General features: G+C 70.0%; 31 protein-coding genes and 4 tRNA genes. 27 read left to right on the top strand and 8 right to left on the bottom strand.

Annotated elements, in window-relative coordinates; all coding sequences use genetic code 11:
- Window positions 1–19: 19 nt before the first annotated feature.
- Window positions 20–874: a zinc metalloprotease HtpX gene (htpX, locus tag J4573_RS30060; protein WP_208259277.1), complete on the top strand. Its 855-nt coding sequence runs from the start codon at window positions 20–22 to the stop codon at window positions 872–874.
- Between the two features lie 212 nt (window positions 875–1,086).
- On the opposite strand, the gene J4573_RS30055 is transcribed toward htpX, so the two are convergent.
- The gene (locus J4573_RS30055; RefSeq protein WP_208259276.1) at window positions 1,087–1,575 is read right to left on the bottom strand and encodes a YajQ family cyclic di-GMP-binding protein; all 489 of its coding nucleotides are present in this window, start codon (window positions 1,573–1,575) and stop codon (window positions 1,087–1,089) included.
- A gap of 118 nt (window positions 1,576–1,693) precedes the next feature.
- On the opposite strand from J4573_RS30055, the gene J4573_RS30050 reads away from it, so the two are divergent.
- Window positions 1,694–1,775, top strand: a tRNA-Tyr gene (locus J4573_RS30050).
- Window positions 1,776–2,131: 356 nt separating this feature from the next.
- Here the strand turns inward: J4573_RS30050 and J4573_RS30045 are convergent.
- Window positions 2,132–2,698, bottom strand: coding sequence for a GNAT family N-acetyltransferase (locus J4573_RS30045; RefSeq protein WP_208259275.1), 567 nt, complete (start codon window positions 2,696–2,698; stop codon window positions 2,132–2,134).
- Between the two features lie 40 nt (window positions 2,699–2,738).
- On the opposite strand from J4573_RS30045, the gene J4573_RS30040 reads away from it, so the two are divergent.
- The gene (locus J4573_RS30040) at window positions 2,739–3,500 is read left to right on the top strand and encodes an SGNH/GDSL hydrolase family protein (protein ID WP_208259274.1); all 762 of its coding nucleotides are present in this window, start codon (window positions 2,739–2,741) and stop codon (window positions 3,498–3,500) included.
- On the opposite strand, the gene J4573_RS30035 is transcribed toward J4573_RS30040, so the two are convergent.
- Both J4573_RS30035 and J4573_RS30030 read right to left on the bottom strand, forming a co-directional pair.
- On the bottom strand, window positions 3,497–3,958 hold the full coding sequence (locus J4573_RS30035) for a DnaJ family domain-containing protein (protein ID WP_208259273.1): 462 nt from the start codon (window positions 3,956–3,958) through the stop codon (window positions 3,497–3,499). The genes J4573_RS30040 and J4573_RS30035 overlap by 4 nt on opposite strands.
- Window positions 3,958–4,290: a hypothetical protein gene (locus J4573_RS30030; RefSeq protein WP_208259579.1), complete on the bottom strand. Its 333-nt coding sequence runs from the start codon at window positions 4,288–4,290 to the stop codon at window positions 3,958–3,960. The genes J4573_RS30035 and J4573_RS30030 overlap by 1 nt, the downstream gene beginning before the upstream one ends.
- Before the next feature lie 178 nt (window positions 4,291–4,468).
- On the opposite strand from J4573_RS30030, the gene J4573_RS30025 reads away from it, so the two are divergent.
- Both J4573_RS30025 and J4573_RS30020 read left to right on the top strand, forming a co-directional pair.
- Window positions 4,469–5,440: a hypothetical protein gene (locus J4573_RS30025; protein WP_208259272.1), complete on the top strand. Its 972-nt coding sequence runs from the start codon at window positions 4,469–4,471 to the stop codon at window positions 5,438–5,440.
- Window positions 5,441–5,636: 196 nt separating this feature from the next.
- Complete coding sequence (locus J4573_RS30020) at window positions 5,637–6,092, top strand: nitroreductase/quinone reductase family protein (protein WP_208259271.1); 456 nt, start codon at window positions 5,637–5,639, stop codon at window positions 6,090–6,092.
- Window positions 6,093–6,137: 45 nt separating this feature from the next.
- Here J4573_RS30020 and J4573_RS30015 read toward each other — a convergent pair whose 3' ends face one another.
- The gene (locus tag J4573_RS30015) at window positions 6,138–6,959 is read right to left on the bottom strand and encodes a TIGR02452 family protein (protein WP_307797003.1); all 822 of its coding nucleotides are present in this window, start codon (window positions 6,957–6,959) and stop codon (window positions 6,138–6,140) included.
- 127 nt (window positions 6,960–7,086) lie between these two features.
- On the opposite strand from J4573_RS30015, the gene J4573_RS30010 reads away from it, so the two are divergent.
- The 4 genes from J4573_RS30010 to J4573_RS29995 all read left to right on the top strand — a co-directional run bounded on the left by J4573_RS30010 (window position 7,087) and on the right by J4573_RS29995 (window position 9,727).
- Entirely contained in the window at window positions 7,087–7,455 is a 369-nt protein-coding gene (locus J4573_RS30010) for a nuclear transport factor 2 family protein (RefSeq protein WP_208259270.1), read from the top strand.
- A gap of 70 nt (window positions 7,456–7,525) precedes the next feature.
- A complete protein-coding gene (locus tag J4573_RS30005) occupies window positions 7,526–7,873 on the top strand; it encodes a DUF1330 domain-containing protein (RefSeq protein ID WP_208259269.1) in 348 nt (115 codons plus the stop codon).
- A gap of 117 nt (window positions 7,874–7,990) precedes the next feature.
- Window positions 7,991–8,803, top strand: a complete 813-nt coding sequence (locus tag J4573_RS30000; RefSeq protein ID WP_208259268.1) for an alpha/beta fold hydrolase — start codon at window positions 7,991–7,993, stop codon at window positions 8,801–8,803.
- A gap of 174 nt (window positions 8,804–8,977) precedes the next feature.
- On the top strand, window positions 8,978–9,727 hold the full coding sequence (locus J4573_RS29995) for a protein phosphatase 2C domain-containing protein (RefSeq protein WP_208259267.1): 750 nt from the start codon (window positions 8,978–8,980) through the stop codon (window positions 9,725–9,727).
- A 77-nt stretch (window positions 9,728–9,804) separates the two neighbouring features.
- On the opposite strand, the gene J4573_RS29990 is transcribed toward J4573_RS29995, so the two are convergent.
- A complete protein-coding gene (locus J4573_RS29990; protein WP_208259266.1) occupies window positions 9,805–10,848 on the bottom strand; it encodes a hypothetical protein in 1,044 nt (347 codons plus the stop codon).
- Between the two features lie 157 nt (window positions 10,849–11,005).
- On the opposite strand from J4573_RS29990, the gene J4573_RS29985 reads away from it, so the two are divergent.
- From J4573_RS29985 to J4573_RS29940, 10 genes are all read left to right on the top strand, one after another.
- Window positions 11,006–11,078, top strand: a tRNA-Thr gene (locus J4573_RS29985).
- A gap of 108 nt (window positions 11,079–11,186) precedes the next feature.
- Window positions 11,187–11,260: transfer RNA gene (locus J4573_RS29980), tRNA-Met, on the top strand.
- Between the two features lie 122 nt (window positions 11,261–11,382).
- Complete coding sequence (rpmG, locus tag J4573_RS29975) at window positions 11,383–11,547, top strand: 50S ribosomal protein L33 (protein ID WP_026404241.1); 165 nt, start codon at window positions 11,383–11,385, stop codon at window positions 11,545–11,547.
- Between the two features lie 546 nt (window positions 11,548–12,093).
- Window positions 12,094–12,534, top strand: coding sequence for a MaoC family dehydratase N-terminal domain-containing protein (locus J4573_RS29970; RefSeq protein WP_208259265.1), 441 nt, complete (start codon window positions 12,094–12,096; stop codon window positions 12,532–12,534).
- Window positions 12,534–12,959, top strand: coding sequence for a MaoC family dehydratase (locus J4573_RS29965; RefSeq protein WP_208259264.1), 426 nt, complete (start codon window positions 12,534–12,536; stop codon window positions 12,957–12,959). Before J4573_RS29970 ends, J4573_RS29965 begins: the two co-directional genes overlap by 1 nt.
- A 196-nt stretch (window positions 12,960–13,155) precedes the next feature.
- The gene (locus tag J4573_RS29960; protein ID WP_208259263.1) at window positions 13,156–14,223 is read left to right on the top strand and encodes a UDP-N-acetylmuramate dehydrogenase; all 1,068 of its coding nucleotides are present in this window, start codon (window positions 13,156–13,158) and stop codon (window positions 14,221–14,223) included.
- A gap of 238 nt (window positions 14,224–14,461) precedes the next feature.
- A complete protein-coding gene (locus J4573_RS29955) occupies window positions 14,462–15,043 on the top strand; it encodes a TMEM165/GDT1 family protein (protein ID WP_208259542.1) in 582 nt (193 codons plus the stop codon).
- A 251-nt stretch (window positions 15,044–15,294) separates the two neighbouring features.
- On the top strand, window positions 15,295–15,966 hold the full coding sequence (locus J4573_RS29950) for a GntR family transcriptional regulator (RefSeq protein WP_208259262.1): 672 nt from the start codon (window positions 15,295–15,297) through the stop codon (window positions 15,964–15,966).
- A 32-nt stretch (window positions 15,967–15,998) separates the two neighbouring features.
- Window positions 15,999–16,544, top strand: coding sequence for a TetR/AcrR family transcriptional regulator (locus tag J4573_RS29945; protein WP_208259261.1), 546 nt, complete (start codon window positions 15,999–16,001; stop codon window positions 16,542–16,544).
- A gap of 70 nt (window positions 16,545–16,614) precedes the next feature.
- Window positions 16,615–18,048 (top strand): DHA2 family efflux MFS transporter permease subunit, encoded by a 1,434-nt coding sequence (locus J4573_RS29940; RefSeq protein WP_208259260.1) that lies wholly within the window; start codon window positions 16,615–16,617, stop codon window positions 18,046–18,048.
- A gap of 82 nt (window positions 18,049–18,130) precedes the next feature.
- On the opposite strand, the gene J4573_RS29935 is transcribed toward J4573_RS29940, so the two are convergent.
- A complete protein-coding gene (locus tag J4573_RS29935; RefSeq protein WP_208259259.1) occupies window positions 18,131–19,168 on the bottom strand; it encodes an adenosine deaminase in 1,038 nt (345 codons plus the stop codon).
- Between the two features lie 213 nt (window positions 19,169–19,381).
- Between J4573_RS29935 and J4573_RS29930 the strand changes: the two genes are divergently transcribed.
- The 3 genes from J4573_RS29930 to J4573_RS29920 all read left to right on the top strand — a co-directional run bounded on the left by J4573_RS29930 (window position 19,382) and on the right by J4573_RS29920 (window position 21,696).
- Window positions 19,382–20,359, top strand: a complete 978-nt coding sequence (locus J4573_RS29930) for a hypothetical protein (RefSeq protein WP_208259258.1) — start codon at window positions 19,382–19,384, stop codon at window positions 20,357–20,359.
- Between the two features lie 83 nt (window positions 20,360–20,442).
- The gene (locus tag J4573_RS29925; protein WP_208259257.1) at window positions 20,443–20,952 is read left to right on the top strand and encodes a SigE family RNA polymerase sigma factor; all 510 of its coding nucleotides are present in this window, start codon (window positions 20,443–20,445) and stop codon (window positions 20,950–20,952) included.
- Window positions 20,953–20,955: 3 nt separating this feature from the next.
- A complete protein-coding gene (locus tag J4573_RS29920) occupies window positions 20,956–21,696 on the top strand; it encodes a hypothetical protein (RefSeq protein ID WP_208259256.1) in 741 nt (246 codons plus the stop codon).
- Window positions 21,697–21,841: 145 nt separating this feature from the next.
- On the opposite strand, the gene J4573_RS29915 is transcribed toward J4573_RS29920, so the two are convergent.
- Window positions 21,842–23,053 (bottom strand): pyridoxal phosphate-dependent aminotransferase, encoded by a 1,212-nt coding sequence (locus J4573_RS29915; RefSeq protein WP_208259255.1) that lies wholly within the window; start codon window positions 23,051–23,053, stop codon window positions 21,842–21,844.
- 241 nt (window positions 23,054–23,294) lie between these two features.
- Between J4573_RS29915 and J4573_RS29910 the strand changes: the two genes are divergently transcribed.
- From J4573_RS29910 to rplA, 5 genes are all read left to right on the top strand, one after another.
- Window positions 23,295–23,367: transfer RNA gene (locus tag J4573_RS29910), tRNA-Trp, on the top strand.
- A gap of 125 nt (window positions 23,368–23,492) precedes the next feature.
- Window positions 23,493–23,744, top strand: coding sequence for a preprotein translocase subunit SecE (secE, locus tag J4573_RS29905; RefSeq protein ID WP_208259254.1), 252 nt, complete (start codon window positions 23,493–23,495; stop codon window positions 23,742–23,744).
- A gap of 101 nt (window positions 23,745–23,845) precedes the next feature.
- Complete coding sequence (nusG, locus tag J4573_RS29900) at window positions 23,846–24,706, top strand: transcription termination/antitermination protein NusG (RefSeq protein ID WP_208259253.1); 861 nt, start codon at window positions 23,846–23,848, stop codon at window positions 24,704–24,706.
- A 200-nt stretch (window positions 24,707–24,906) separates the two neighbouring features.
- Entirely contained in the window at window positions 24,907–25,338 is a 432-nt protein-coding gene (gene rplK, locus J4573_RS29895; protein ID WP_208259252.1) for a 50S ribosomal protein L11, read from the top strand.
- Between the two features lie 92 nt (window positions 25,339–25,430).
- Window positions 25,431–26,147: a 50S ribosomal protein L1 gene (gene rplA / locus J4573_RS29890; protein ID WP_208259251.1), complete on the top strand. Its 717-nt coding sequence runs from the start codon at window positions 25,431–25,433 to the stop codon at window positions 26,145–26,147.
- Window positions 26,148–26,256: the final 109 nt, after the last annotated feature.

Raw genomic sequence — 26,256 nt, 5'->3', positions numbered from 1 at the left:
CGACGGGAGGCAGGCGCAAGTGCAGTTCAACGGCGTCAAGACGGCGGCTCTGATAGCGGCGCTGTCGGCATTGATGCTCGCGGTGGGCTGGGTGCTCGGCGGTAGCGCCGGGCTGTTCATCGCCCTGGTCATCGCGCTCGGCACCAACGGTGTCGCCTACTTCTTCAGCGACAAGATCGCACTGCGGTCGATGCGCGCCCACCCGGTCGGCGAGGTCGAGGCCCCCGTGCTCTACCGGCTGGTCCGCGAGCTCGCGACCTCCTCACGCCAGCCGATGCCGCGGCTCTACATCTCCGAGACGATGCAGCCCAACGCGTTCGCCACCGGCCGCAACCCGCGCAACGCCGCGGTCTGCTGCACGCGCGGCATCCTGCGCATGCTGGACGAACGCGAGCTGCGCGCCGTCCTCGGCCACGAGCTGTCGCACGTCTATAACCGCGACATCCTCATCTCCTCCGTCGCGGCCGCGATCGCGACGGTGATCACCTACCTGTCCCACCTGGCGATCTTCCTGCCGATCGGCCGTTCCGAGGACGACGACGGCCCCGGCATCATCGGCGCGCTCCTCATGCTGGTCCTCGGCCCCATCGCCGCCGCGGTCGTCCAGATGGCCATCAGCCGCACCCGCGAGTTCCAGGCCGACGCGTCCGGCGCCCAGCTGACCGGCGACCCGCTCGCCCTCGCCAGCGCCCTCCGCAAGATCGAGGCCGGCACCCAGGCCATGCCCCTGCCCCAGGACCCCGAGCTCGCCACGACGAGCTCCCTCATGATCGCCAACCCGTTCCGCGGCGCCGGCATGGGCAAGCTCTTCTCCACCCACCCGCCCACCGCCGAGCGCATCGCCCGCCTCGAGCGCATGGCCGGCCACCGCTGAGCAGGCAAGCCCACGCCCCGGGCACCAGGGGCGAGATAGGGCGCCGAACACGCTCGCCGAGCCGACTGAAAACTTTCCGAACCTCTTGGGCACTTGCCCCGTCATACAAAGTGCGGGCGCGCCGGGCGCCTTCTGCGGGGGAAGATGGCCGGCGCGCCCTTTGCTGAGACCGGGCCGGCGCGCCAAACCCCCCTGGCGCGCCGGCCTACTCGTCACCGGTAGTTCACGAACTGCAGCGCGACGTCCAGGTCCTTGCCCTTGAGCAGCGCGATGACGTCCTGAAGGTCGTCCTTCTTCTTCGAGCTCACCCGCAGCTCGTCACCCTGGATCTGGGCCTTGATCCCCTTCGGCCCCTCGTCCCGGATCATCTTCCCGATCTTCTTGGCGTCCTCCTGGGAGATGCCCTCCTTCAGCGAGACGCCGATCTTGTAGACCTTCCCCGACAGCCTGGGCTCTCCGGCGTCGATGGCCTTCAGCGAGATGCTCCGCTTGACGAGCTTGTCCCTCAGTACGTCCAGAACGGCGTTGGCCCGCTCCTCGGTGTTCGCCTGGATCTCGATGGTCTCCCCGGACCACTTGATCCCCGCGTCCACGTTCCGGAAGTCGAACCGGTTGGCGACCTCCTTGGTCGCCTGGTTGAGCGCGTTGTCGACCTCCTGCCGGTCGAGCTTGCTCACGATGTCGAACGATGAGTCAGCCATCACAGTCCTTCTTGCCACGGTGTCGGATCAGCGTAGCGACCAGACGCCCCCAAGCCGATGTCACAACCACTACCGCCGTCCGCTATTCTTTCCAGTGCCGTCGCGAGAGCGACGCCACGGCGGGTTGCCCGAGTGGCCAATGGGAGCGGACTGTAAATCCGTCGGCTTAGCCTACGCAGGTTCGAACCCTGCACCCGCCACACCACGCAGAACGGCCCCTGACCTGTGCAAACGGTCAGGGGCCGTCCTCGTTCGGAAGATCGTCCCCACGGGTCGCGGATATTCGCGGGATGAGACTGAGAGCATTCCGCAGGTCGCCCCAGCAAAAGGCGAAGGCCCCGGCCAAAACCGGAGCCCTCATCACGCCAGTCGCCCAGCGCGTCATCTATCCACCTGTGGCTTAGCGGTATCCGCACCAGGGCCGGGGAACGGGGACTCGATCTGGTGTCGGCGCTTCAGTGCAGGCCGTCCTGCTCGCACACCGCGTCGGAGAACGTGCCGGTTCGCGGGACGTTCGGAGGGATCATGACGCGCCGGTCATCGGCAGCGGCCTTGATCACGTCTCGTACACCCGACTGATCTCGGGGTGTTTGCGGCGGTAGAGGACGTGGGGTTTGAGGGGGTGGCCTTCCTCTAGTGCGGGGTTGTCGAAGTCGTCGGCTGGGTTGTGGGTCATGCCTATGCGGTTCATGACGGCCTGGGAGCGGAGGTTGGTCGTGGTGGTGAACGCCACGATCTCGGGGAGGTCCAGGTCGTGGAAGCCGAAGTCGAGGGCGCGGTGGGCGGCTTCGGTGGCGTAGCCGTGGCCCCAGGTGGAGCGGGCGAGGCGCCAGCCGATCTCGACGCAGGGGGTGAAGTGGGCTTGGAAGGTCGGGACGTTCAGGCCGGTGAAGCCGATGAACTCGCCGGTCGCGGTGACCTCTAGCGCCCAGAAACCGAAACCGCGGTCTTCGATGGCCGCATCGACGCGGTCGATCAACGCGTCGCTTTCTGTGCGGGTCAGTACGTTCGGGAAATGCTGTGTGACCTCGGGGTCGGCGTTGAGGGCGGCGAACGGGGTGCGGTCGCTTGGTTGCCAGCGGCGGAGTGTTAGGCGTTCGGTGGACAAGGTGGGTGCGGGCATCGGCTGATGGTAGTTCTGGCGTTGTGCTTAGAATTCGGGCATGGGCGCTAGTGCGCGTGCCTGGGTGGTCGCGTGCGCGATCTTGGTTGCCGGCTGCTCGACCGGGTCCGGTGGGACCGGCCACGAGGCGGCTCGAACTGTTGTGGCCCTGGGGGATTCGGTGCCGGAGGGGGCCAACTGCAACTGCGAGCCCTATCCGCAGTTGAGCGCCACGGCCCTGAGCGTGCCTGGGACCCGGCAGGTGACGGCGACCAATGATGCCGTTGGGGGATATACCAGCGCTGACGTGCTCGCGCAGTTGCGCTCCAAGTCCAAGGTGGCCGCGAACGTGGCGGGGGCCGATGCCGTGGATGTCGAGGTGGGCGCCAACGATGTGTCGTACGACAAGTCGTGCGGCAATTCGACTGCTTGTTATGAGGGGCAGATCCCCAAGCTGGAGCAGAACCTCGCCGAGATCGTTCGGCGGGTGCATGAGCTGACGGCGGGGCACCAGGTTTTGGTGGTTCTGCTGGATTACTGGAGCGTGTGGCTGGGCGGTCAGTACGCCAAGGAGCAGGGGGCGGCGTACGTCGGTGCGGCGGACGAGATGACCGATCAGGTGAACGGGATCATCAAGAAGACCGCGAACGACACCGGTTCGGCGTACGTGGATCTGCGCGCGGCCTTCAAGGGGCCGGACTACGCCTACGACGAGACGCGCTATCTGTCCGATGACGGCGATCATCCCAACGCCGCCGGGCACGAGCAGATCTCCGCCGCGACCGTCGACGTGATCGACAAGACCCTTCACCTGGGTGGTTAGCGGCGGCGGAAGAGGCGGAACCTTCGTTTGGGGCGGGGCTCGGGCTTGGGCGGGGGCTGCCGGTGGGACTGGCGCCAGTCTTCTAGGACCTGGTCGATGTCTATCTGGCGGCGGCCGAGCAGCGGGCCTGGCGGGGGCATGCGCTGGTAGACGGCGATCTTCTCGTTGATGGGCTCCAGCAGGCGGCGTACGTGGTGTTCGGTGGGGGCGTCGGGCGCGGCGGCCAGGGCGTCCTCGATCTCCTTGCGGAGGGCGAGGGTGGGGTGGGGGATCGCGGCAAGGCCTTCGCTGGCCAGCTTCTGCTTGATCCACCAGTTCTCTTCCAGCGGCTTGCCCGCGTCGGGCAGGGGCTTGCCGGCGCCGGGGAGGTCGGCGAACTCGCCTCGGCCTTCCGCCTCGCGGATCTGGCCGTCGATCCAGGACTCGAAGCTGAGCCCTGGGGGCTTTCGCTCAGTCATCACTCCATTGTGTAGGCCTGTTGGCCTTCGTCCCAAGGGAGGTCCTGGTCTTCTACGTGAACGTTCCACTCGGCGTCGGGGAGAGCACGGCGGATCGCGCTGAGGAGGTCGGTCCAGTGGAAGAGGGCTTCGGCGGCTTCTTCGCTGAGGGGGAGTGCGGTGGAGCCTGCGAAGACCTCGCCGGGCTGGGGGTTGTCGTAGACGCAGAACGATTCGCCTGAATCCGCGAAGCGGTCGGGATCGTGGTTGGCGATCAGGGCCGCGATGGTCGCTTGCTCTGCCTCGGTGAGGGACTGCGCGCGGATGGCCGTGTAGTAGATGGAGACGCTCATTCCGTTCCTTGTCGTTCAGTTCTGCTGTGAAGCTGCAATGTTCGCAGTCGGCGGGTACGCCTGCTTCGGTGGGAACGATCGGCCGGCGGCGTCCTCTCCAACCGAACTCGTCGTTGACTAGTCGGGCCCGCGCGAGTGGGTTTACCGTTGTCATAGGCCTCCGGCGGCTGGATGGGCGATGCTGGATCGAGACGAGCTCAACGCGGTGGTGACACTGCTGGACGTGCTCATCGCGCAGCAACCCAGCGAGCCTTTGCGCACGGCCGCGGTGCCGCTGGCGGAGGCGTTGCGCGAACGCCTGGAGGCCCCGAGCCGGCAGGACGAGCACGATGCTTTCGCCGCCGCCGCCGCCGCCGCGGTCTCGCGGCGTGATCTCGGTGATGACCGCGACGAGCAGGCCGAGGTCCGCGACGACGAGGCCGGGCAACGCGACGATGACGCCGCCGAACGCGACGACCTCGGGGCCCAGCGGTCCGTGGTGGCGACGGAGGCGGCCGTGGCCGCCGCGCGGATCGCCGACCAGATCGAGGGTTTGCTGAAGGCCGCCGAGGAGCGCGACCAGGCGGCGGCCGAACGTTCCGATCACCGCGACTCGCACGCCGAGGGATGGCTGGAACAGCTGGCGGCGGAGGACCGCGTTCACAACGCCGCCGACCGCAGGGTGCTGCGGGAGTTCATGATCGTGCTGACGCGGGATCGGGCGAGGGCGCGGCACGAGCGGCTCGCCTTCCGTGAGGACCGGCGCGTCGCCCGCGAGGACCGGGCGGCGGCGCAGGCCGACCGGGCGTACGCGAGGTCCGACCGGGAGGCCGCACGGATCGACCGGGACGAGGCCCTCGCCCGCGTCAACCAGGTGATCTCGCACGGGCAGACGGTGCGCACCCAGACCCGCGAGACGATCGCGCGTTCCCATCAGGTCATCCTCGAATCCGAGCAGCTGCTGAGCCGGACCCGGGCGCAGGCCGCCGAAGAGGACCTCGCGGCGGTCCAGAGCGAGGACGGCGAGCAACCTCAGACGGGACGGCCTCAGCCGCACGTCGGCCAGGCCTCGGTTGATCATCCCTCGGCCGACCAGTTGCCGGTCGATCAGCCGTCGACCGATGAGCCGCCGGTTGATCAGCCGTCGAACGACCCGCCTCCGGTCGACTAGTCCCGGGCGGGTCAGCCACAGCCGGTCGGCCTCCGGTCGGCCCACTTTTCAGCACCTGTACGGGCGTTGCCCGGGGCCTGAAGGCGACCGATCAGGAATGGAGAAGCGCCGGCCCATGGGCCGCGCCTAGCGTTGCCGACATAGCCGTTCACCTGGCTCTTCCGCACAGTGCGGGCCAACGGACCTGGAGGTAGCGATGACTAAGGACACCAAGCGCAAGCCCGGTACGCCCGGCGCGTTCTCGCGGTGGATGCAGCACAGGATGAACGCGCGCATGGCCCGCAAGGTCCGTAAGGGCCGCGGCGAGTTCATGGGCATGGACGTGCTCATCCTCAGCACGAAGGGGCGCCAGAGCGGGCAGCAGCGGGAGACGCCCCTCGCGTGGTTCGCCGATGGTGAGGACTCCCGGCTCATCGTCGCCTCGGGGGGCGGCACCCAGAACCCGGACTGGTACATGAACCTGATGGCGCATCCCGACGAGGCGTCCATCGAACTCCCCAACGGGGAGACCCAGCCGGTGAAGCCGGTCGCGCTTCAGGGGGATGAACGTGAGGAGGGCTGGCACCTCATCGCCACCGCCCAGCCCCGCATCGCCAAGTATCAGAGCAAGTCCGACCGCAAGTACCCGGTGGTCCGCCTCACCCCCCGGTAGCGGCTAGCCGGTAGCCCTCACCTACGCGGGGAAGCGGTCGGCCACCTACGCGGGGAAGCGGTCTGCGAACGCGGCCCGGTTGGCAGAGTTGGCCGAACGGTCCCAGACGGCGAAGACCACCCTTTCGAACTCTCCCGCGAAGGCGCCGGTGAGGTGGGTGTGGAACGCCTCGGCGACCTCACGCGGGTCGTTGCGGAAGACCCCGCAGCCCCACGCGCCCAGGACCAGATTGCGTGCGCCGTGGTGGGCCGCCACGGTCAGGACGCGTTCCGACCTCTGCTGGAGCGCCTGCCTGATCCGAGGGCGCGCTTCCGGGTCCCGCCGCAGTACCTCCCCGGCGTTGGGCGCCGGGGAGGTGAGGAACGAGATGAGATACGGCTCGGCGAGCAACCGGCCGTCTTGGCCGCGATGCACGGGAACGTCGGGGGACCAGATCACCCGGTCGCTGTAGAGCAGGTCGGGCGAGACCCGGTGAGCCTCGTAGTAGTCAGGGGCCTCAAGCAGACACGGGTAGAGCAGGGCCTGGCGGCACAGGTCCTCTTCCTGGGCCTTGGCGCCGCCCAGGTAACCGCCTCCCGGGTTGCGGGCCGAGGCGAAGTTCAGAACGGCGATCCGTTCGGCCCCCGCAAGGTGCAGCCTCCGCGCGGCGTCGAGGCTGCCTTCGGCGGTCACCTCGTACGACGTCCGCCGGTCCGCTGCCGCCGCGTTCGGCGTGAAGGCAGGACCCTCCGGCGGGTGGCTCACCGTGCCGGAGATCGCCGCCCGCAGGGCAGGGCCCACGACCGCCTTGCCCCCATCGTCGGTCGTGTACTCGCCGTCGGCGATGATCCGCGCGTTGTCGGCCGCGATCCCCCGGAGTCTGCTCACGAGCCCGGATAGTAGAACGCGACCGGTTCGCCGGGCCAACGAAAAAAGTACCTAAGCACGACGGATTCCTCGCTTTCGCCTGCTCCATAGCGTTGTCGTCAACGGAGCGATCAAGAAGGAGAAAGCGATGAGCGACATCACCGAACTGGTCACGACCTACCTCGCAGCCTGGAACGAGACCGACCCCGCCGTACGGCAGGCCCGGATCGCCGAGGTCATGACCGAGGACGTCGAGTACACCGACCCGCTGGTCTCAGTGGAGGGCCGGGACGGGCTGGACGCCGCGATGGCCGCCGTTCAGGGGCAGTTCGAGGGCCTGCAGTTCAGCCTGGCGGGTCCGATCGACGCCCACCACAGCCTGGCCCGCTTCACCTGGCACCTGGGCCGCCCAGGAGCCAAGCCGGTGGCGGTCGGCTTCGACGTAGCCGTGATCGGTGACGACGGCCGGATCAGCCAGGTTCTCGGCTTCCTCGACGAGGTCCCCTCCGGAGCCTGACCGCTCCCGCCCGGCCCCCGCCCCCCAAGCCCCCGGCCCCGCCCCCATCGCCCTCCCGGAAGGAAAAGTCATGCCTGCCTACATGCTCGCCCACCTCCGCAAGGCCGAAGAGCTCCACCCCGAGGTACTGGAGTACTTGGAAAGGATTCAGTCCACGATGGATCCCTTCGGCGGCCGGTTCCTCGTGCACGGTGGCCCCATCGAGGTCTTCGAAGGGGAGTGGCCGGGCGACATCGTGATGCTGGAGTTCCCGTCCATGGACCACGCGCGGAACTTCTACAACTCGGCCGCGTACCAGGAGATCCAGCCGCTGCGCGCCAACCACCTCATGGGTGAGCTGGTCATCGTCGAGGGCGTCGAGCCCGATCACGACTCGGCCGAGATGGCCGCAGGCCTCCGCCGCGCCACTGCCTGCTGATCCGCCTCCGCCGGCTGATCCGCCTCCGGCCTCCGCCGCGCCGCGCGCCGCCGCGCCGCCGACTGATCCCGCACGCCTAACGAACGACAGACAGGCCTTCAACGCCAAGGAGCGACCATGTTCTTCGACAGCCACGACGGAACCCGCCTCGCCTACGAGGACTACGGAACGGGCCGGCCGATCGTCTTCATCGCGGGCGCCATGCTTCCCACGGACATGTGGGAGCACCAGGTCCCTTACTTCGTCGAGCAGGGCTACCGCTGCGTTCTCATAGACCGGCGGGGGCACGGGCGTTCCGACCGCCCCGCGAGCGGCTACGACATCGACACCACAGCCGACGACCTGGCCGCCCTGATCGAGCACCTGGATTTGCGGGGCGCCATCCTGGTCGGCCACTCCACCGGTGGGGCGGAGATAGCCCGTTACCTGCTTCGCCACGGCGATGACCGCGTGGCGAAGGTGGCGCTCGTGGCGGCGATCCTTCCGTTCCTCAAGCAGACCGACGACAACCCGGTGGGGATTCCCGAGGCGATGGCGGAGGAGCTGTTCCGCCAGATCCGTACCGACCGCGGCAAGTGGATGAGCCGGCAGGCGCAGGTCTACTTCAACACCCATCTGAACGACGTCTCGCCCGAGCAGGTCGACACCACATACCGCCAGTGCATGTCGACCGCGCCGTGGGCGACGCTCAAGATCCAGCAGTCGGTCTACCACGCCGACAACCGCGACGCGGTGCGACGGATCGCCGTTCCGGCGCTGGTCGTGCACGGTGCCCTGGACTTCTCCGCCCCGGTCGACATCACCGGCCGGCGCACGGCCGAACTGCTGCCGGGGGCCGCCTACAAGGAGTACCCGACCGGCGGGCACGGCATCTACACAAGCCACGCGGCCGAGTTCAACGCCGACCTCCTCGAGTTCATCAAGGCCTGACCCGGCCTCATCAAGGCCCGACTCAGCCCCAAAACCACCGCCAAGCCCCTCACCAGGTATCCCTGGGCGAGGGGCCGCGGACTTACCCGGGGTCCGCCAACTTCTGGCCGGCGGTGATGCCAGTCGGGACCTTTCGATCGCGGTTCCGGTGCCGGGTCGGGGAGACTCCCTGACGTGCACATTTCGTATGAGACTCAGGCGACGCCGGGGCTGGAGAACGAGGACTACGTCGTGGCGGGGCCGGGATGGGTGGCGCTGCTCGACGGTGCGACCGAGCCTCCGGGGGTACGGAGCGGCTGCGTTCACGATCCGGGCTGGCTGGTGCGGCAGCTGGCGGGGGGCCTGGCGGCGCGGCTCGCGGTGGAGGACGGGACGCCGCTGCCCGACGTGCTCGCGGGCGCGATCAAGGACGTGGGTGAGGCCCACTGCGACACCTGTGACCTGGGCAACCCCGACAGCCCCTCGGCGACGGTCGCGATCATGCGGCGGCGGGACGAGGTGCTGGACTGGCTGGTGCTGGCCGACTCGCCGGTGCTGCTCGACGTGGACGGCGAGGTGCGCGTCGTACGGGACGACCGCGTGGACCGGCTGCCGAGCTACACCCGGGAGGCGGTACGGGCCGCGCGCAACAGCCCGGGCGGGTTCTGGGTCGCCAGCACCCGGCCCGAGGCGGCCTACGAGGCGCTGACCGGCGAGGCCCCGGTGGCGAGCGTCCGCCGCGCCGCACTGTTCAGCGACGGTGCGGCCCGGCTGGTCGAACGGTTCGGGCGGATCGACTGGGCCGAACTCCTCGAGCTGCTCGACCAGGCCGGGCCGAGGGAGGTCATCAGGCGTACGCGCGAGGCGGAGGCCGAACCGGAGGCGGCCGCACGGCGGGGCAAGCAGTACGACGACGCGACCGCCGTCCTCGTCCACCCCGCCTAGCCCGCGGCCCTGGCCCGGGCGTCCAGCTAGCCCTGGCCCGCGCGTCCAGCTAGCCCTGGCCCGCGCGCCAGCGGCCCTCAGCCGGTGTTGGGGTTGTTGGCAGGGGCGATGTGCGGCCACCACTCGGTCAGGTCCTCCGCCAGGTGCATGCCCTCGATCGTGAGGGTCGCGGGCATCAGCGGGAAGCGCCGCCCGGCGGGGAAGGAACGCGAGTACGAGGGCGGGTCCAGGACGACGACGCGGGTGCCGTTCAGGGCCGGGATGTCGGCGGGCACGCCCTCGTTGTAGATCCACTCGCCCTTGGCGTCGACCAGGTTCCACGGGCTGGTGACAATCTGCTTACTCGGCAGGTCGGTGTCCAGGAAGCTCGCCACGATCTCGGGCGCGGGCGGCTCCCCGGGCATCCCGCCGGGACGGCCCTGCAGGGCCCCGGCGAGGAGGGTGTGCAGCTGGAAGTTGTCGCCGATCCCGCTGATCGTGACGGTCCAGCCCTGGCGGCTCGCCCGGTCCAGGACGAGCAGGCGCTCGCCGTCCAGGACCTGCAGCAGGTCGCGCACGTACGCCATCTGCCCGAGGTACTTGGCGGCCTGGCCGGCGGCGAACACGCGGAACTCGCGTTCCTCCACCGACGCCCGCACCATCGGCGACCGGGACAGCATCGTGCAGGCGGCCATCGCGAACTGGTGCAGCGAGAACCACGACATCATCGCGGTGACGCCGCCCTCACCGAGCTCGGGCAGCACGACGTCCAGCGCCTGCTGGGAGGGCTGGTCCTGCTCCATGTCGGGCGGGTCGCCCGCGCCGGCCTTCTCCCAGGCGTCGCCGAACGCCAGGGCGGCCGCGGTCACCTCGACGAGCCGCTCCACCACGGCCGTCCCTGCCCGGCCGGCGTCGGCGCCGTTCTCGACCCAGGAGCCCGCGACGACGGCGAGCCATCCGCCCAGGTTGGGCGGCGCCTCGGCGATGCCCTCGGCGAGGCGCGGGAGCGCGGCGTTCAGTTCTGCGGGGGGCTCGTTCTGCGATTCCTGCATCAGCCGGGGGAGGAGCTCGCCGAAGACCTGGTCCTCGGCGACCGCCGCCCGGACGATCTCGTCGCAGACGTGCTGGAGGGCCTGACTCATGAAGATCACCCTGGCATACGGGGTGAAATCAGGGCCGATGGGAGCCCTGTGAGACCTCCGTGACCGGCGCCTCGGGTGCCGGTGGTCGCCGCCCGGATTTGATTTCGTATCCGGTGCTCGGGGCGTGTATGGTTACACCCGTCGCGCAGGCGACAAGGCCCCTTTAGCTCAGTCGGCAGAGCGTCTCCATGGTAAGGAGAAGGTCTACGGTTCGATTCCGTAAAGGGGCTCAAGGAAGTCCGCACCCCCGGTTCGCTCGGAGCGGGCCGGGGTTCTTCGGTTTCCGAGGTGTTGAGGTCGTCGGGTATTCTGACCTATCGGTCCACACCGACCATCACGGCGGGGTAGCTCAGTCAGGCAGAGCAAGCGGCTCATAATCGCTGTGTCGCCGGTTCAAGTCCGGCCCTCGCTACTACCCGTCCTCCCGTTCCCCTCTGGGACCGGAGGCGGGTGCTCGTATCACCGGCCGCCCTCCCGGGGCGGCCGATGACTGCGTCGCATGTCCTAAGTCCCTAGTCAGAAAGGCACTCCATCGTGGCTGCCACCGACGTTAGGCCGAAGATCACGCTGGCCTGCCAGGAGTGCAAGCACCGCAACTACATCACCAGGAAGAACCGGCGCAACGACCCGGACCGCCTGGAGATCAAGAAGTACTGCCCCAACTGCCGGACCCACCGTCCGCACCGCGAGACCCGCTAGGACTCCCCGGGCCGACCGGCCCCGGACCGTTCTGGTCCCGGACCGTTCCCGGCCCACGAGCCGGTCGGCGTCCCCCGGACCGTTCCGGCCCACGAGCCGTTCACGGGCTCGAGCCGTTCACGGGCTCGGGCCGTTCGTCGGCCTCGGGCCGTTCCCGGTCCCGGATCGTTCGGCGGCCCACGGGCCGGCCGCGCTCCGATCGGACGCGCGGCGTGCGCTCCAGCCGGCGCTTCGACGCTCGACACCTCGGCGTTCGATGCCTCGGCGCCCGATGCCTCGGCGTCCGATGCCTCGGCGTCCGCGAACGGCGCACCATTCCGCATTCACCGCGCCCCGGCGCGGCGGCGGCTCGACCAGCGGTTTCGCTCGGCGGCAGGCTTGCCTGGCTTGCTCTGACGTGTGCAGCCCGTCCCCGCGGACACCCGCGAGGGCGGGCTGAACGTCGTTCTGTTACGGTCCGTCCGAGAGCGCAGACACGTGCCGGGCGCGGGCACGCGGGGCCGGTGGCGACCGCCTGCCCCCGTACGACCTTGGAGGGACGATTGCATGGCACTCAACCGTGATTTCATCGGGCGGGCGTTCCCGCCCAGCGCGCCTTACGAGGTCACCCGGCTGAAGATCCGGGAGTTCGCGGACGCGATCGGCGACAAGAACCCGATCTACCGCGACCAGGAGGCGGCCAAGGCCGCCGGGCACGCCGACGTGATCGCCCCGCCGACCTTCCCCATCGTGGTCTCGATGGGCGGTGGCGGCTCGCTGGCCGACCCCGAGCTCGGCCTGAACTTCGCGATGGTCGTGCACGGCGAGCAGCGCTTCGAGTACACCCGCCCGCTGCGGGCCGGCGACACCGTGGTCTGCGAGTCGACGGTCACCGAGATCAAGTCGATCGGCAACAACGAGAAGCTGGTCCTGGAGACCGAGATCAAGACCACCGAGGGCGAACTGCTCTGCAAGGCCTTCAACACGATCGTGGAGCGGGGTGCCTGATGGCCGCACAGGTGAAGTACGACGAGGTCGAGGTCGGCACCGAGATCCCCGCGCAGTCCTACCCGGTGGACCGCCTCAACCTGGTGATGTACGCGGGCGCGTCCGGCGACTTCAACCCGATCCACTGGCGCGAGTCGTTCACCAAGAAGGTCGGCCTGCCGGACGTGATCGCGCACGGCATGTTCACGATGGCCCAGGGCGGCCGGTACGTGACCGACTGGGCCGGCGACCCGGGCGCCGTGGTCGACTACGGCGTGCGCTTCTCCGCGCCGGTCGTGGTGCCCGACGAGGGCGGCGCGACCCTGGAGATCAGCGGCAAGGTGGAGGAGAAGCTGGACGACAACAAGGTCGTCGTCGCGCTCACCGCCCGGTCCAACGAGCAGAAGGTCCTCACGCGCGCCAAGGCCGTCGTCCGGCTCGCCTGAGACCGCGCACGCACGCGCCGTGCGTGCCCGCGCGCCTCGTGCGCGGGCCTCATGCGTGCGCCTCGCGTGTGAACGTGCCCTGGCGCGTGCCTGCGTGCACGCGCCGTGCACGGGTGCGCCATCCTGGTGTGCGGGCCGGAACGCCGAGCGCGCTGCGGCCCGCACGACCGGGGAACGTACGGGAGAGGAAGACCGCGTGGCAGTGTTCGCTGAGGACGTGAGGCTGGCCGGCTACACCACGCTCCGCCTCGGCGGCCCGGCTCGCCGCTTCGTGGAGGCGACGACCGAGGACGAGCTGGTCGCGGCCGTGCGCCGGGCGGACGAGGCCGGCGAGCCGGTGCTGATCCTCGGCGGCGGCAGCAACCTGGTGGTCGCCGACGCGGGCTTCCCCGGAACGGTGATCCACATCGGTACGCGCGGCACCGAGAGCGCCACCGACGAGCAGGGCCGCGTGCGGGTGCGCGTCCAGGCCGGCGAGGAGTGGGACCCGTTCGTGGCGCGCTGCGTGGCGGACGGGCTGGCGGGCGTCGAGTGCCTGGCGGGCATCCCCGGCCGGGTCGGCGCCACCCCGATCCAGAACGTCGGCGCGTACGGCCAGGACGTCAGCGAGACGATCGTCGAGGTCCAGGCGTACGACCGGCAGGAGCGCAAGTGCGTCACGCTCGGCCGCGAGGACTGCCGCTTCACCTACCGGCACAGCGTCTTCAAGGGCTCGGACCGCTTCGTGATCCTGGACGTGACCTACGAGCTGGGCCAGTCGGAGGAGTCGCAGCCGATCGCGTACGCCGAACTGGCCCGCAGGCTCGGCGTGGAGCCCGGCGCGCGCGTGCCCCTCAAGGAGGCGCGCGACGCCGTCCTGGAGCTGCGCCGCGGCAAGGGCATGGTCCTGGACCCGGACGACCCCGACACCCGCAGCGCCGGGTCGTTCTTCACCAATCCGATCCTGGACGCCGCGCAGCTCGCGGATCTTGAGCGCCGGGTGGCCGAACGCCTCGGCCCGGACGCGACGTTCCCGCGCTACCCCGAGAGCGGCGGCCGAACGAAGACCTCGGCGGCCTGGCTGATCGACAGGGCCGGTTTCGCCAAGGGGGAGGCGCTCGGCCCGGTCCGCATCTCCGGCAAGCACACGCTCGCCCTCACCAACCCCGGCGGCGGCAGCACCGAGGACCTGCTGGCCCTCGCCCGCCACGTGCGCGACGGTGTACGGGAGGCGTTCGGGGTCGTGCTGGTCAACGAGCCCGTCTTCATCGGCGTGACTCTCTGACGCGGTCCGGCGCCAAGGCTGTTCGCCCGGTCCTGATAGCCTGATCTTCGTCGAGGGGGAGTAGTCCCAATCGCGTGATCGACACACTGGCGTTCCCGAGAGCGCCCGGTCGCGCGGGCCTCGGGCCGGTCGGCCCGCAGGCGGACGAGACCTTCGGCCTGGCAGTCATGCCGGGCCGAGGTCGTGCGCGAAATCCCCCGCCCTCAGCTCGGCACCGAGCGAGAGGCACAGCGGTTTGATCTCCGCATTCATCATCAGCCTGGTCGTCATCTTCGTCGCCGAGCTGGGCGACAAGAGCCAGCTGATGGCCATGACCTTCGCGACGCGGTTCCGCGCGCTCCCCGTCCTCATCGGCATCACCGCCGCGACCGCCCTGGTCCACCTGGCGAGCGTGGTGCTGGGCGCGGCGCTCGGGGCGGCGATCCCCACCAGGCCCATCTCGATCCTCGCCGGGCTGGCGTTCCTCGGCTTCGCCGCCTGGACGCTGCGCGGCGACGAGCTCACCGACGACGAACAGGCCAAGGCCGACAAGGCCACCGGCTCGGCCATCCTGGCGGTCGGCGGCGCGTTCTTCCTGGCCGAGCTGGGCGACAAGACCATGCTCGCGACCGTCACCCTGGCCGCCGACCACGGTGGCTTCTGGGGCCTGGCCGGGATCTGGCTGGGCAGCACGGTCGGCATGGTCGCCGCCGACGCGCTCGCCATCGTCGTCGGCCGGATCCTCGGCCGCCGCCTCCCCGAGAAGGTGATCCGCTACGGCGCCGCGGCCGGCTTCGCGATCTTCGGCGTCATCCTGCTCCTCGAAGCCGCCTTCGCCTGACCCCGCGCCTGGCCCCGCATGCCGGCCGCCCACCCGGCCGTACCGAATGGCGGCGAATGTTTTTATCTGCATTTCCGCTATTACGTCAGGAATTGTTTTCCGGGGTCGGGTGCGTTCACATGTGCCGCCCGGCGAGCATCATTGAGGCAAGGCCCTTCACCCCCGCGGGTTCCCGTGGGAGGGCCTTCAGTGGGGCGGAGTACGACGTGGCCATTCCGCGACCCCGGCGGGGTCTAGGACCGCGGCCTCAATTGTGCGACGAGGTCGCCGCGCGCATCCGTGAGCTCATCATGGACGGGCAGGTGAGACCCGGCGAGTTCCTCCGGCTGGAGCGGCTGGCGCTGGATTTCGGCATCAGCGTGACTCCCGTACGAGAGGCGCTGCAGTCATTGCGCAGTGAGGGCTTCGTACAGCTCGAACCGCGCCGCGGGTTCGTGGTGGCGCCGCTGTCCAAGCAGGACGTGAACGACCTGTTCTGGGTGCAGGCGACCATCGCGGCCGAGCTGACCGTACGGGCGGCCCGGCGCATGGAGCCGGAGACGATGCGCGACCTCACCGGCATCCAGCGGTCGCTGGAGCAGGCGGTCGCCGCCGGCCGGGCCGATCTGGTGGAGGACCACAACCACGCGTTCCACCGGGCGATCAACCTGGCGGCGGATTCGGAGAAGCTCGCCTGGTCGCTCGGCTCGGTGTCGCGGTACGTGCCGCGCGGGCTGTACGGGCGGCTGCCGGACTGGCCCGCCGCCGTCGAACGCGACCATCTGCGCATCCTCGAGGCCCTGCGGAGCGGTGACCCGCACGCGGCGAGCGGCGCGATGCGGCTGCACATCATGCGAGCGGGCGAGCTGCTGATCGCGCACCTTGAGCGGCAGGAGATGTGGGGCCCGACGGCTCCTGCCGCCCCGGCCGCGCCCACCCCTTGACGAAGTTAGTGATTGAGTACTAACTTTCTCCCATGAGCCCACGGATGAGCGCCGAGGACAGGCGCGAGGAGACCCTCCGCGCCGCGGTCTGCGCGTTCGCCAAGGGTGGTTACGAGGGCACCTCGACCGCCCAGATCGCCCAGCAGGTCGGGGTCTCGCAGCCCTATCTGTTCCGCCTGTTCCCGTCCAAGCGGGCCCTGTTCCTCGCCGCCGTCGAGCGCTGCTTCGACACGATCGAGGACGCCATGCGCGACGCCGCCGGCGGCCTGTACGGCAGCGAGGCGATCTCCGCGATGGGCGCCCGCTACCGGGAACTGCTGGCCAACTCGACCGTCCTGCAGTTCCAGCTCCAGATCTTCGCGGCCGCGGTCGACGACGAGGAGATCCAGATCATGGGCAACGCCCGGTGGGCGCGGCTCTGGCGCACCGTGGCCGAGCTCTCCGGTGAGCCGCCCCAGGAGGTCCTGCGGTTCGTCTCGACCGGCATGCTGCTGAACGTCCTGGTCGCGTTCGGCATCCCCTACACCCCCGGAGAGAAGCTCGCCCAGTCGCTGCGCGACTGGTCCGCCGACGCATGATCTTTTTTTTCGACATCAAAGTTAGTGACTGATAACTAATCCCCCTGAACGAGATCCCGAGGAGCGGGCCATGAGGCACCACGCACTCAAAACCTTCATCGTCACCGGAATCGCGTTGTTCATGGTCTCCCTGGACAACCTCATCGTCACCAACGCCCTGCCCTCGATCCGCAAGGACCTCGGCACCGGCCTCGAAGCGCTCGAGTGGACGGTCAACGCCTACACGCTCACGTTCGCCGTCCTGCTGCTGACCGGCGCCGCCGTCGCCGACCGGTTCGGCCGCCGCAGGCTCTTCCTCATCGGCCTGACCCTCTTCACCGCGTCCTCCGCCGCCGCGGCGCTGGCCCCCGGGATCGGCGCCCTCATCGCCGCCCGCGCCGTCCAGGGCGCCGGCGCCGCGATCGTCACGCCGCTCACGCTGACCATGCTCGCCGCCGCGACCCCCGCCAACCGGCGCGGCCAGGCGCTGGCCGCCTGGGGTGCGATGAGCGGGCTCGGCGTCGCGCTCGGCCCGGTGGTCGGCGGCGCGCTCACCGAGTACGCCACCTGGCAGTGGATCTTCTGGATCAACGTCCCGATCGGCATCGTCCTGCTGGGCCTCGCCCGCGCCTTCCTGACCGAGAGCCACGGCCCGCGCAAGCCGCTGGACCTGGTCGGCACGTTCCTGGTCAGCGCCGGTCTGCTCGGCATCGTGCTCGGCCTGGTCGAGGGCAACGGCCGCGGCTGGACCAGCCCGCTCGTCCTGACCGCTCTGATCGCCGGCGCGGCCGTGCTGACCGGCTTCCTGGCGTACGAGCTGCGCGCCGTAAACCCGATGCTGCCCATGGCGATCTTCAAGAGCCGCGGCTTCAGCGCCGTGAACGCCGTCGCGCTGGTCATGTCGTTCGGGATGTTCGGCGCGGTCTTCCTGCTCGCGCAGTTCCTGCAGGGCGTCCAGGGCATGTCCCCGCTGGAGGCCGGCGTCCGCACCCTGCCGTGGACCGCGATGCCGGTGGTCGTCGCCCCGCTGACCGCGCCGCTGATGGCCCGCGTCGGCCCGCGCAACGTGCTGGCGCTCGCCCTGGTCTTCCAGACCGCCGGCATCGCCTGGCTCGGCGCCGTGACCGCGGCCGACGTCTCCTACGGAACGCTGCTGCCCGCCTTCGTTCTCGCCGGGATCGGCATGGGCCTGTTCTTCTCGCCGCAGGCCCGCCTGGTGCTGGCGTTCGCGCCGCACGAGTTCACCGGCCTGGCGTCCGGCGTGAGCAACGCGCTGCGCCAGCTCGGCACGGTCCTCGGCATCGCGGTCCTGGGCGCGGTGTTCTCGGCGAACGGCGACTTCACCAGCCCGCAGCGCTTCACCGACGGCCTCACCGCCTCGGTCTGGACGGGCGCCGTGGTCCTGGGCGTGGCGGTCGTCATCGCCCTGGTGATCCCGTCCCGCCTGCCGGCCCCCGCGACCGCCCCGGTCGAGGCCGGTGAGCCCACCGACGAGACCACCCCGGTCCCCGTCGAAGCGGCCTGACGGAACGACCTTCTTGAGCGGTGGCGGCAGGACCGCCACCGCTCAAGCGCGTTCAGTGGCGGTCAGCGCCGTTCAGCGCCGTTCAGTGGCGCTTGAGCCAGTTGTCGATGTCGCCCAGCAGGCGCTTGCGGACCGTCTCGGGGGCGGCCGAGCCGTGGATCGACTGCCGGGCCAGCTCGGCGAGCTCGCCGTCGGTGAACCCGTGGTCGGAGCGCGCCAGCTCGTACTGCCGCACCAGCCGCGACCCGAACAGCAGCGGGTCGTCGGCGCCGAGCGCCATCCGCGCCCCCGCCTCGAACAGCTGCCGTACGGGCACGTCGGCGGCCGAACGGGCCACGCCGAGCCCGACGTTGGACGCCGGGCAGACCTCCAGCGTCACCTCGCGTTCCACGATCTTCTCCAGCAGCCGCGGGTCCTCCACGGCGCGCACCCCGTGCCCGATCCGGTCCGCGCCGAGCGTCTCCAGGCACTCGCGGATGCTCTGCGGGCCGAGCAGCTCGCCGCCGTGCGGGGCCGACAGCAGCCCGCCCCGCCGCGCGATGCGGAACGCGCCCTCGAAGTCGTACGCGCGCCCGCGCCGCTCGTCGTTGGACAGCCCGAACCCGACCACGCCGCGGTCGGTGTAGCGCAGCGCCAGCCGGGCCAGCGTCTTGGCGTCGAGCGGATGCCGGGTCCGGTTGGCCGCGATCACGACGCCGATCCCGACGCCCGTCGCGTCCTCGGCCTGCCGCACGGCGTCCAGGACCAGCTCGACGGTCGGGGTCAGCCCGCCGAAGCGCGCCGCGTACCCGCTCGGGTCGACCTGGATCTCCAGCCAGCCCGACCCCTCGGCCGCCTCGTCCTCTGCGGTCTCCCGGATCAGGCGCCGCATGTCGTCGGGCGTCTTCAGAACGGACCTGGCGATGTCGTACAGGCGCTGGAAGCGGAACCAGCCGCGTTCGTCGGTGGCCTGCAATCGCGGGGGCCAGTCTTCGACCAGGGCGTCCGGCAGGTGCACGCCGTGCTCGGCGGCGAGCTCCACGAGCGTGGAATGCCGCATCGAGCCGGTGAAGTGCAGGTGCAGATGTGCCTTGGGGAGCGCGGCGAGATCTCGGGGCGCTGACGTGGAACGGGCCTCCATGAACCAATGCTGCCCGATCTTTCCCGGTGATGCGCGCATACGCCCTGTTGGAGCCCGTAGACCACCCGTGACGGTCAGTGCTCATGGCACGGAACGACCAGCCGGGACATGGCCCGGAAAAAACTTTGGGAAGCCGTGCAACCTCGCTGCGTGGTCGTGCGTATACGAGGGGCGCAAGAGAGTTGAGGCAAGGAAGCCAGGAGAGGGACACAGATGATCACGATGAAGGCGGCCACGATCGCGGCGGCGGCGATTGGCGCGGTCGGTGCCATCAGCGGCGTCACCTGGGCGGCCACCGGGTCGCCGGTCGCCGGGCTGACCGGTGCGCACGACAAGGCGCCGGCCGCCGTGCAGCAGGTCAAGGACGCCGTACCGCCGGCCCCCGCCACGCTCCCGACCTGCCTCCCGACCGACAAGCTCCCGAAGGTCCCGACTGACAAGCTGCCGAAGGACCGGCTCCCGAAGGTCCCCACCGACAAGCTGCCGAAGGTGCCGACGGACAAACTCCCGAAGGTCCCGGCCGACAAGCTCCCCAAGCCGCCGGCCGACAAGCTGCCGAAGCTCCCCACCGACAAGCTCCCGAACCCCACGCAGCCCGGTAACCCCGGCACGCCCGGCACCCCCGCCCCCGGCATTCCCGCCCCCGGCGCTCCGGCTCCCATGCCGCAGCCCACCTGCCTGCCGGACGCCTCGCGGCTGCCCAAGCCCCCCGCCGACAAGCTCCCCGGCAACCCCGCCGACAAGCTGCCCAAGCCCGGTGTCCCCGGCGTTCCCGGCGCGCCGAAGCTCCCGAAGAACGTCGACTGCTCCAAGCTCCCCGCGCCCGTCCAGGTCGGCGGAACGGTCGAGAAGGCGCTCATCCTCACCAAGGGCCTGAACTTCACCGGCGTCCAGGGCCCGTCCGTTCTCCCGGGCGCGACCAAGGACGTCAAGGTCCGTAAGATCTGCGCGATCACGCAGAAGTGGGTCGGCGCCGCGGGCCGCTACATCACGATCGAACGCCTGATGGCCCCCGCCGGGACCACCGAACGTCAGCTCCGGCAGGCGCTCGCGCTGCCCGCCACCGGACCGCTGCCCGGCGGCGGCGTCCTGATGTTCGACCCGAACGGGTCTTCGCTGCTAACGAACGCCAGCTCTCTTTTGACGAGCGATCTGCCGGAACTGGCCTCCGCCGTCCAGCAGGCCAGGTAAGAACCCGGGACGGGTGGCCTCTTGGCGCGTGAGAGGCCACCTGTCACCGGTCACAAATTCACACCCCCCTCCGGACGGAGAGCATGGGTCGTCGAGACGACGAGTCGTTCACCGAGTTCGTTGCGGCGCGTGGCACCGCCCTGACCCGGACCGCCGCGCTGCTGTGCGGTGCCCGCCAGGACGCGGAGGATCTCCTCCAGGCCGCGCTGGAGAAGGCGTACCGGCACTGGGGGAGGCTCGATCCCGAGTCCGACCCCGAGCCGTACGTCCGCCGGATCCTGGTCAACCTGGCGATCAGCCGGTCCCGGCGGTGGAAGGTGCTGCGGGAGATCCACATGGCGAGCCCGCCCGAGGTGGCCGCCGACTCCGGGCACCACGCCGTCGAGCTGCGCGGAACGCTGATGGACGAGCTTCGCCGGCTCGGTTCCCGCCAGCGCGCGGTCCTCGTGCTGCGCTTCTGGGAGGACCTGTCGGAGGCCGAGACCGCCCAGGCGCTCGGCTGCTCGGTCGGCACGGTCAAGAGCCAGGCGTCCCGGGGCCTCGCCAGGCTCCGGGAGCGGCTCGGCACCAATCTGGCACCGATGGAGAGATGAGCGATGGACCTGGAGAGTGAACTGAGACGGGCGATGGCGGAGCACACCGCCGACGCGTCCGCTCCGTCCTCGCTCGCCGAGGACGTGCGGCACCGGTACCGCCGCCGCGTGACCCGCATCCGCACGACCGTCGGGGCGGCCACCGCCCTGGCCGTGCTGACGGCCCTGGTGCCGACGACGTACCACTCGTTCCGCGCCGACCCGGTGAGCGCGAGCAAGACGCCCACCGCCGCCGCGCCCCCGGCTCCCGGTTCGAACGGACCGGCGCAGCCTCCCGCCCCGGGCGAATCTCGGTCGCCCCGCACCTCGGAGAACCCCGGGGCGGGAGCCTCCCAGCACCCGTCGCCGCGGCTCGGCCCCGGCGGCGGGCACGGCTCGGCCGCACCCGGAACGGGGTCGAACCCGCTGCCGGGCTGGGTGACCTACCTGCCGTCGGGCCTGGGCGCCGCCCAGCCGTGCGCGGACCAGGGCACCACGACCACCTGCCGGTGGACCGGAGCGGCGGGAACGGTGGAGATCCGGGTCGTACGGAACGCCGGGCTGACCGCGCCCGAGGGACTGGGCGTGCTGCCCGCGATGCCGAAGCCCGCATCAGTGCGGGGGCACAAGGCGTTCGTCTCGGACCGGCCCGGCGCGGCCAGGCAGATCGCCTGGATCGACCGGCCGGGCGTGGGCGTCATCGTCACGGCCGCCGGTTCCGTACGCGACGACCTGCTGCGCATAGCCGAGGGCGTACGCCCATAGAGAGGGGGACTGGGACGGGCCCCGACCGGGCCATGAAAAGCCCGGGGTGGCACCCATGGAAAAGGGGCGTCCCGGCGGTTCGCGCGGATCCGCCGGGACGCCCCTTTGTTTTCCAGGACTCAGGCTTGCCTTTCAGGCCTAAAGCTCAGCTCGCCTCGGAGAGCAGCTTGGCCACGCGGGAGACGCCCTCGATGAGGTCGTCGTCGCCCAGCGCGTACGAGAGACGGAAGTAGCCGGGGGTACCGAACGCCTCGCCCGGGACCAGCGCGACCTCGGCCTCCTCCAGGATCAGCGAGGCCAGCTCGACCGAGGTCTGCGGGCGCTTGCCGCGCAGCTCCTTGCCGAGCAGGTCCTTGACCGTGGGGTAGCAGTAGAAGGCGCCCTGCGGCTCGGGGCAGAACACGCCGGGGATGTCGTTCAGCATCCGCAGCATGGTCTGGCGCCGCCGGTCGAAGGCCTTGCGCATCTCGGCCACGGCCGACAGGTCGCCGGTCACCGCGGCGAGCGCGGCCGCCTGCGACACGTTGGCGACGTTGGAGGTGGCGTGCGACTGCATGTTGGTCGCGGCCTTCACCACGTCCTGCGGGCCGATCAGCCAGCCCACCCGCCAGCCGGTCATCGCGTACGTCTTGGCGACGCCGTTCAGCACCAGGGTCCGGTCGGCCAGCTCGGGCACGACGACCGGCATCGAGTGGAACTCGGCGTCGCCGTAGACCAGGTGCTCGTAGATCTCGTCGGTGATGACCCAGAGGCCGTGCTCGTCGGCCCAGCGGCCGATCGCCTCGATCTCGTCCCGCGAGTAGATCGCGCCGGTCGGGTTCGAGGGGGAGACGAACAGCAGCACCTTGGTGCGGCCCGTGCGGGCCGCCTCCAGCTGCTCGACGCTCACCCGGTAGCCGGTGGTCTCGTCGGCGACCACGTCGACCGCCACGCCGCCCGCGAGCTTGATCGACTCGGGGTAGGTGGTCCAGTACGGCGTCGGCACGAGCACCTCGTCGCCCGGGTCCAGCAGCGCCGCGAACGCCTCGTACACCGCCTGCTTGCCGCCGTTGGTCACCAGGACCTGCGACGGCTCGACCCTGAAGCCCGAGTCGCGCTCGGTCTTCTCCGCGATGGCCGTCTTCAGCTCCGGCAGCCCGCCGGCCGGCGTGTACTTGTGGAAGCGCGGCACCCGGGCCGCGGTGACCGCCGCCTCGACGATGTAGTCGGGCGTCGGGAAGTCGGGCTCGCCCGCGCCGAACCCGATGACCGGGCGGCCCGCCGCCTTCAGCGCCTTGGCCTTGGCGTCGACGGCCAGCGTGGCGGATTCGGAGATCGCGGCGATGCGCTTGGAGATGCGAGGACGCTCAGTGCTCATGTCCCTATCGTTACAGAGGACCGGCCGTGCTCACGTCCCTATTCCCCCTCGTGGCCAGATCGTCTGACCGGCCCCGAGGCGATCATCTCGTCGTCTGGTTCGACGAGCGGGCCGTCCGCACCGTAGACTCACCTACCTAGCGTCGCGCTAATGGCATACGCGCATGTCTCCACGAGGCCGTAAGCTATGCGGTGCTAACCGGGATCACCCGGGGAGCAGTGTTTTCCCCTTCGGGGGGAATAGGGCAGTGGCTCAATTGGTAGAGCTCCGGTCTCCAAAACCGGCGGTTGGGGGTTCGAGTCCCTCCTGCCCTGCGAGGTGCGGTGCGCGCACCCGTGCCCGGCCACGCCATGGCACGCCGTCATGGCGTGAGCAGGAGGCGGGCAGGCGCCACAACCACATGGTGGTTGAAAACGACCTATGAGGTGAACGGCGGCAAATGGCGACTGAGACGCGCGGCGGCGAGGCCGCTGCCAAGGACGAAGGCAAGGGAAAGGGCACGCGCAAGCGGACCTCTCCCGCTCTCTTCGTGCGCCAGGTGATCGCCGAGCTGCGCAAGGTCATCTGGCCCACGCGGCGCGAGCTGATCACCTACACCAGTGTCTCGCTGGTGTTCGTGCTGGTCATGGTCGCCCTGGTCGCGGGCCTGGACTGGGCCCTGCACAAGGGCGTCTTCTGGGTGTTCGGCTGATCCCTTCCGGGTAGCCCACTCTCAGTAGTTCCGTTCTCACCAGCATCAGCGCATCACCAGCAAGTCCATCACCGGAAAACCGTTCGAGAGAAAGAGTCACCGTGTCCGAGTCCTCACAGCCCCACGACGAGGCCATCGAAGAGGCCCAGTCTGCTGCGGCTGCTGCGGCCGATCCGGCGGACGAGCTCGCCGGCCCGGTGGACACGCTCGCCGCGTCCGCCGATGAGGCCGCCGACGCCGACGCCGCGCCCGCCGGGTCCGCCGACGTGGACGACGCGGAGGTGGCGGACGACGCCGAGGCCGCCGAGGCCGCCGAGGTCGCCGGGGACGAGGCCGCGGACGACGAGGACGCGCCGGCCGAGCCGCCGTCCGACCCGTACGCCGACTTCAAGATGCAGCTGCGGCTGCAGCCGGGCGACTGGTACGTCGTGCACTCCTACGCGGGGTACGAGAACCGGGTCAAGACCAACATCGAGACCCGGACCCAGACCCTGAACATGGAGGACTTCATCTTCCAGATCGAGGTGCCTCAGCACGAGGTCACCGAGATCAAGGGCGGCAAGCGGCAGAAGGTCAACGAGAAGGTCCTGCCGGGCTACATCCTGGTCCGCATGGAGCTGACCGACGAGTCCTGGGCCGCGGTCCGCAACACCCCGGGCGTGACGGGCTTCGTGGGCCTGTCCAACAAGCCGTCGCCGCTCAGCCTGGACGAGGTCGCCAACCTGCTGGCGCCCGAGCCGGAGGAGGGCAGCCCGGCCAAGGCCAAGGAGCAGGCCAAGGTCGCCGCCACCGTCGACTTCGAGGTCGGCGAGTCGGTCACCGTCATGGACGGCCCGTTCGCGACCCTGCCAGCCACGGTCAACGAGATCAACGCCGAGCAGCAGAAGCTCAAGGTGCTGGTGTCGATCTTCGGCCGCGAGACCCCGGTCGAGCTGAGCTTCAACCAGGTCTCCAAGATCTAGTCTCACCTTCGGGTATTCTTGTCTGTCGGCCGTCCTTCGGGCGGCCGACAGCCGTGACCGCGGTGTCACGGCCCACCTTCTTCCCCGCCTCGCGCGGGGGCACCAAGGATCCCAACACCCGGGCTCACGTTCCGGCCGTGGGTGTTGCCCGTTCATGCGGGAGTCGGGATCACCATGAAACGGAACGCTAGGGGTGAGGCATGCCTCCCAAGAAGAAGAAGATCGCCGCGCTCGTCAAGGTGCAGCTGCAGGCTGGCCAGGCCACGCCCGCGCCGCCCGTCGGTACCGCGCTCGGTCCGCACGGCGTCAACATCATGGACTTCTGCAAGCAGTACAACGCTGCCACCGAGTCCCAGCGCGGCAACGTCATCCCCGTAGAGATCACCATCTACGAGGACCGCTCGTTCACCTTCATCACCAAGACCCCGCCGGCCGCGCAGCTCATCCTGAAGGCCGCGGGCGTGGAGAAGGGCAGCGGCGAGCCGCACAAGACCAAGGTCGGCTCGGTCACCCGCGACCAGGTTCGCGAGATCGCCACCACCAAGATGCCCGACCTGAACGCCAACGACCTCGACGCCGCCGAGAAGATCGTCGCCGGCACCGCGCGGTCGATGGGCATCGAGGTCAAGTAGCACCCCGAGGTCACCTGCGACCTCAAGCACCACCCCATGTGGGAGGGCCTGCGCGGCCCACACCACGAACTCCGCACAATCAAGGAGCAGAGATGCAGCGCAGCAAGGGCTACCGCAGCTCGGCCGAGAAGATCGACCGGGACCGGCTCTACACCCCGGCAGAGGCCGTTCAGCTGGCCAAGGAGACCACGGTCACCAAGTTCGACGCGACCGTCGAGGTCGCCCTGCGGCTGGGCGTCGACCCGCGCAAGGCCGACCAGATGGTCCGCGGCACCGTCAACCTGCCGCACGGCACCGGTAAGACCGCCCGCGTGCTGGTCTTCGCCGGTGGTGCCAAGGCCGACGAGGCCCGCGAGGCCGGCGCCGACCTGGTCGGCTCCGACGACATGATCGAGAAGATCCAGGGCGGCTTCCTGGACTTCGACGCGGTCGTCGCGACCCCCGACCAGATGGGCAAGGTCGGCCGCCTGGGCCGCGTGCTCGGCCCGCGCGGCCTCATGCCGAACCCGAAGACCGGCACGGTCACCATGGACGTGGCCAAGGCCGTGTCCGACATCAAGGGCGGCAAGATCGAGTTCCGTGTCGACCGGCACGCGAACCTGCACTTCATCATCGGCAAGGCCTCCTTCAGCCAGCGTCAGCTGGTGGAGAACTACGCCGCCGCGGTGGACGAGATCCAGCGTCTGAAGCCGTCGGCCGCCAAGGGCCGGTACGTGAAGAAGGCCGTCATCGCGACCTCCATGGGGCCGAGCATCCCGGTCGACCCCAACGCGGTCCGCAACCTGACCGCCGAGCTCGACGAGGCCTGACCCACGGCCTGAGGGTCCGGTCGCCTGCCGGCCGGGCTTGATCGACACGGAAAGGGACGCTCCGGCGACGGGGCGTCCCTTTCGTGTTCCTCTCCGTTCCTCCTGGCCC

The organism is Actinomadura barringtoniae, assembly GCF_017573505.1.
Lineage (GTDB): Bacteria > Actinomycetota > Actinomycetes > Streptosporangiales > Streptosporangiaceae > Spirillospora > Spirillospora barringtoniae.
Note: the sequence above shows the minus strand (reverse complement) of the source record. Positions and strands in the feature narration are given on the sequence as shown.

Coding starts and splice junctions, on each gene's coding strand:
- J4573_RS30055 (WP_208259276.1), bottom strand. CDS start 1,575: ATGGCTGACTCATCGTTCGACATCGTGAGCAAGCTCGACCGGCAGGAG.
- J4573_RS30010 (WP_208259270.1), top strand. CDS start 7,087: ATGAGCGACATCACCGAACTGGTCACGACCTACCTCGCAGCCTGGAAC.
- J4573_RS30040 (WP_208259274.1), top strand. CDS start 2,739: ATGGGCGCTAGTGCGCGTGCCTGGGTGGTCGCGTGCGCGATCTTGGTT.
- J4573_RS30045 (WP_208259275.1), bottom strand. CDS start 2,698: ATGCCCGCACCCACCTTGTCCACCGAACGCCTAACACTCCGCCGCTGG.
- J4573_RS29920 (WP_208259256.1), top strand. CDS start 20,956: ATGGACCTGGAGAGTGAACTGAGACGGGCGATGGCGGAGCACACCGCC.
- J4573_RS29940 (WP_208259260.1), top strand. CDS start 16,615: ATGAGGCACCACGCACTCAAAACCTTCATCGTCACCGGAATCGCGTTG.
- J4573_RS30025 (WP_208259272.1), top strand. CDS start 4,469: ATGCTGGATCGAGACGAGCTCAACGCGGTGGTGACACTGCTGGACGTG.
- J4573_RS30035 (WP_208259273.1), bottom strand. CDS start 3,958: ATGACTGAGCGAAAGCCCCCAGGGCTCAGCTTCGAGTCCTGGATCGAC.
- J4573_RS30020 (WP_208259271.1), top strand. CDS start 5,637: ATGACTAAGGACACCAAGCGCAAGCCCGGTACGCCCGGCGCGTTCTCG.
- J4573_RS30000 (WP_208259268.1), top strand. CDS start 7,991: ATGTTCTTCGACAGCCACGACGGAACCCGCCTCGCCTACGAGGACTAC.
- secE (WP_208259254.1), top strand. CDS start 23,493: ATGGCGACTGAGACGCGCGGCGGCGAGGCCGCTGCCAAGGACGAAGGC.
- rplK (WP_208259252.1), top strand. CDS start 24,907: ATGCCTCCCAAGAAGAAGAAGATCGCCGCGCTCGTCAAGGTGCAGCTG.
- J4573_RS29925 (WP_208259257.1), top strand. CDS start 20,443: ATGGGTCGTCGAGACGACGAGTCGTTCACCGAGTTCGTTGCGGCGCGT.
- J4573_RS30030 (WP_208259579.1), bottom strand. CDS start 4,290: ATGAGCGTCTCCATCTACTACACGGCCATCCGCGCGCAGTCCCTCACC.
- J4573_RS29965 (WP_208259264.1), top strand. CDS start 12,534: ATGGCCGCACAGGTGAAGTACGACGAGGTCGAGGTCGGCACCGAGATC.
- J4573_RS30005 (WP_208259269.1), top strand. CDS start 7,526: ATGCCTGCCTACATGCTCGCCCACCTCCGCAAGGCCGAAGAGCTCCAC.
- J4573_RS29915 (WP_208259255.1), bottom strand. CDS start 23,053: ATGAGCACTGAGCGTCCTCGCATCTCCAAGCGCATCGCCGCGATCTCC.
- J4573_RS29930 (WP_208259258.1), top strand. CDS start 19,382: ATGATCACGATGAAGGCGGCCACGATCGCGGCGGCGGCGATTGGCGCG.
- rplA (WP_208259251.1), top strand. CDS start 25,431: ATGCAGCGCAGCAAGGGCTACCGCAGCTCGGCCGAGAAGATCGACCGG.
- J4573_RS29945 (WP_208259261.1), top strand. CDS start 15,999: ATGAGCCCACGGATGAGCGCCGAGGACAGGCGCGAGGAGACCCTCCGC.
- J4573_RS29990 (WP_208259266.1), bottom strand. CDS start 10,848: ATGAGTCAGGCCCTCCAGCACGTCTGCGACGAGATCGTCCGGGCGGCG.
- J4573_RS29970 (WP_208259265.1), top strand. CDS start 12,094: ATGGCACTCAACCGTGATTTCATCGGGCGGGCGTTCCCGCCCAGCGCG.
- J4573_RS29935 (WP_208259259.1), bottom strand. CDS start 19,168: ATGGAGGCCCGTTCCACGTCAGCGCCCCGAGATCTCGCCGCGCTCCCC.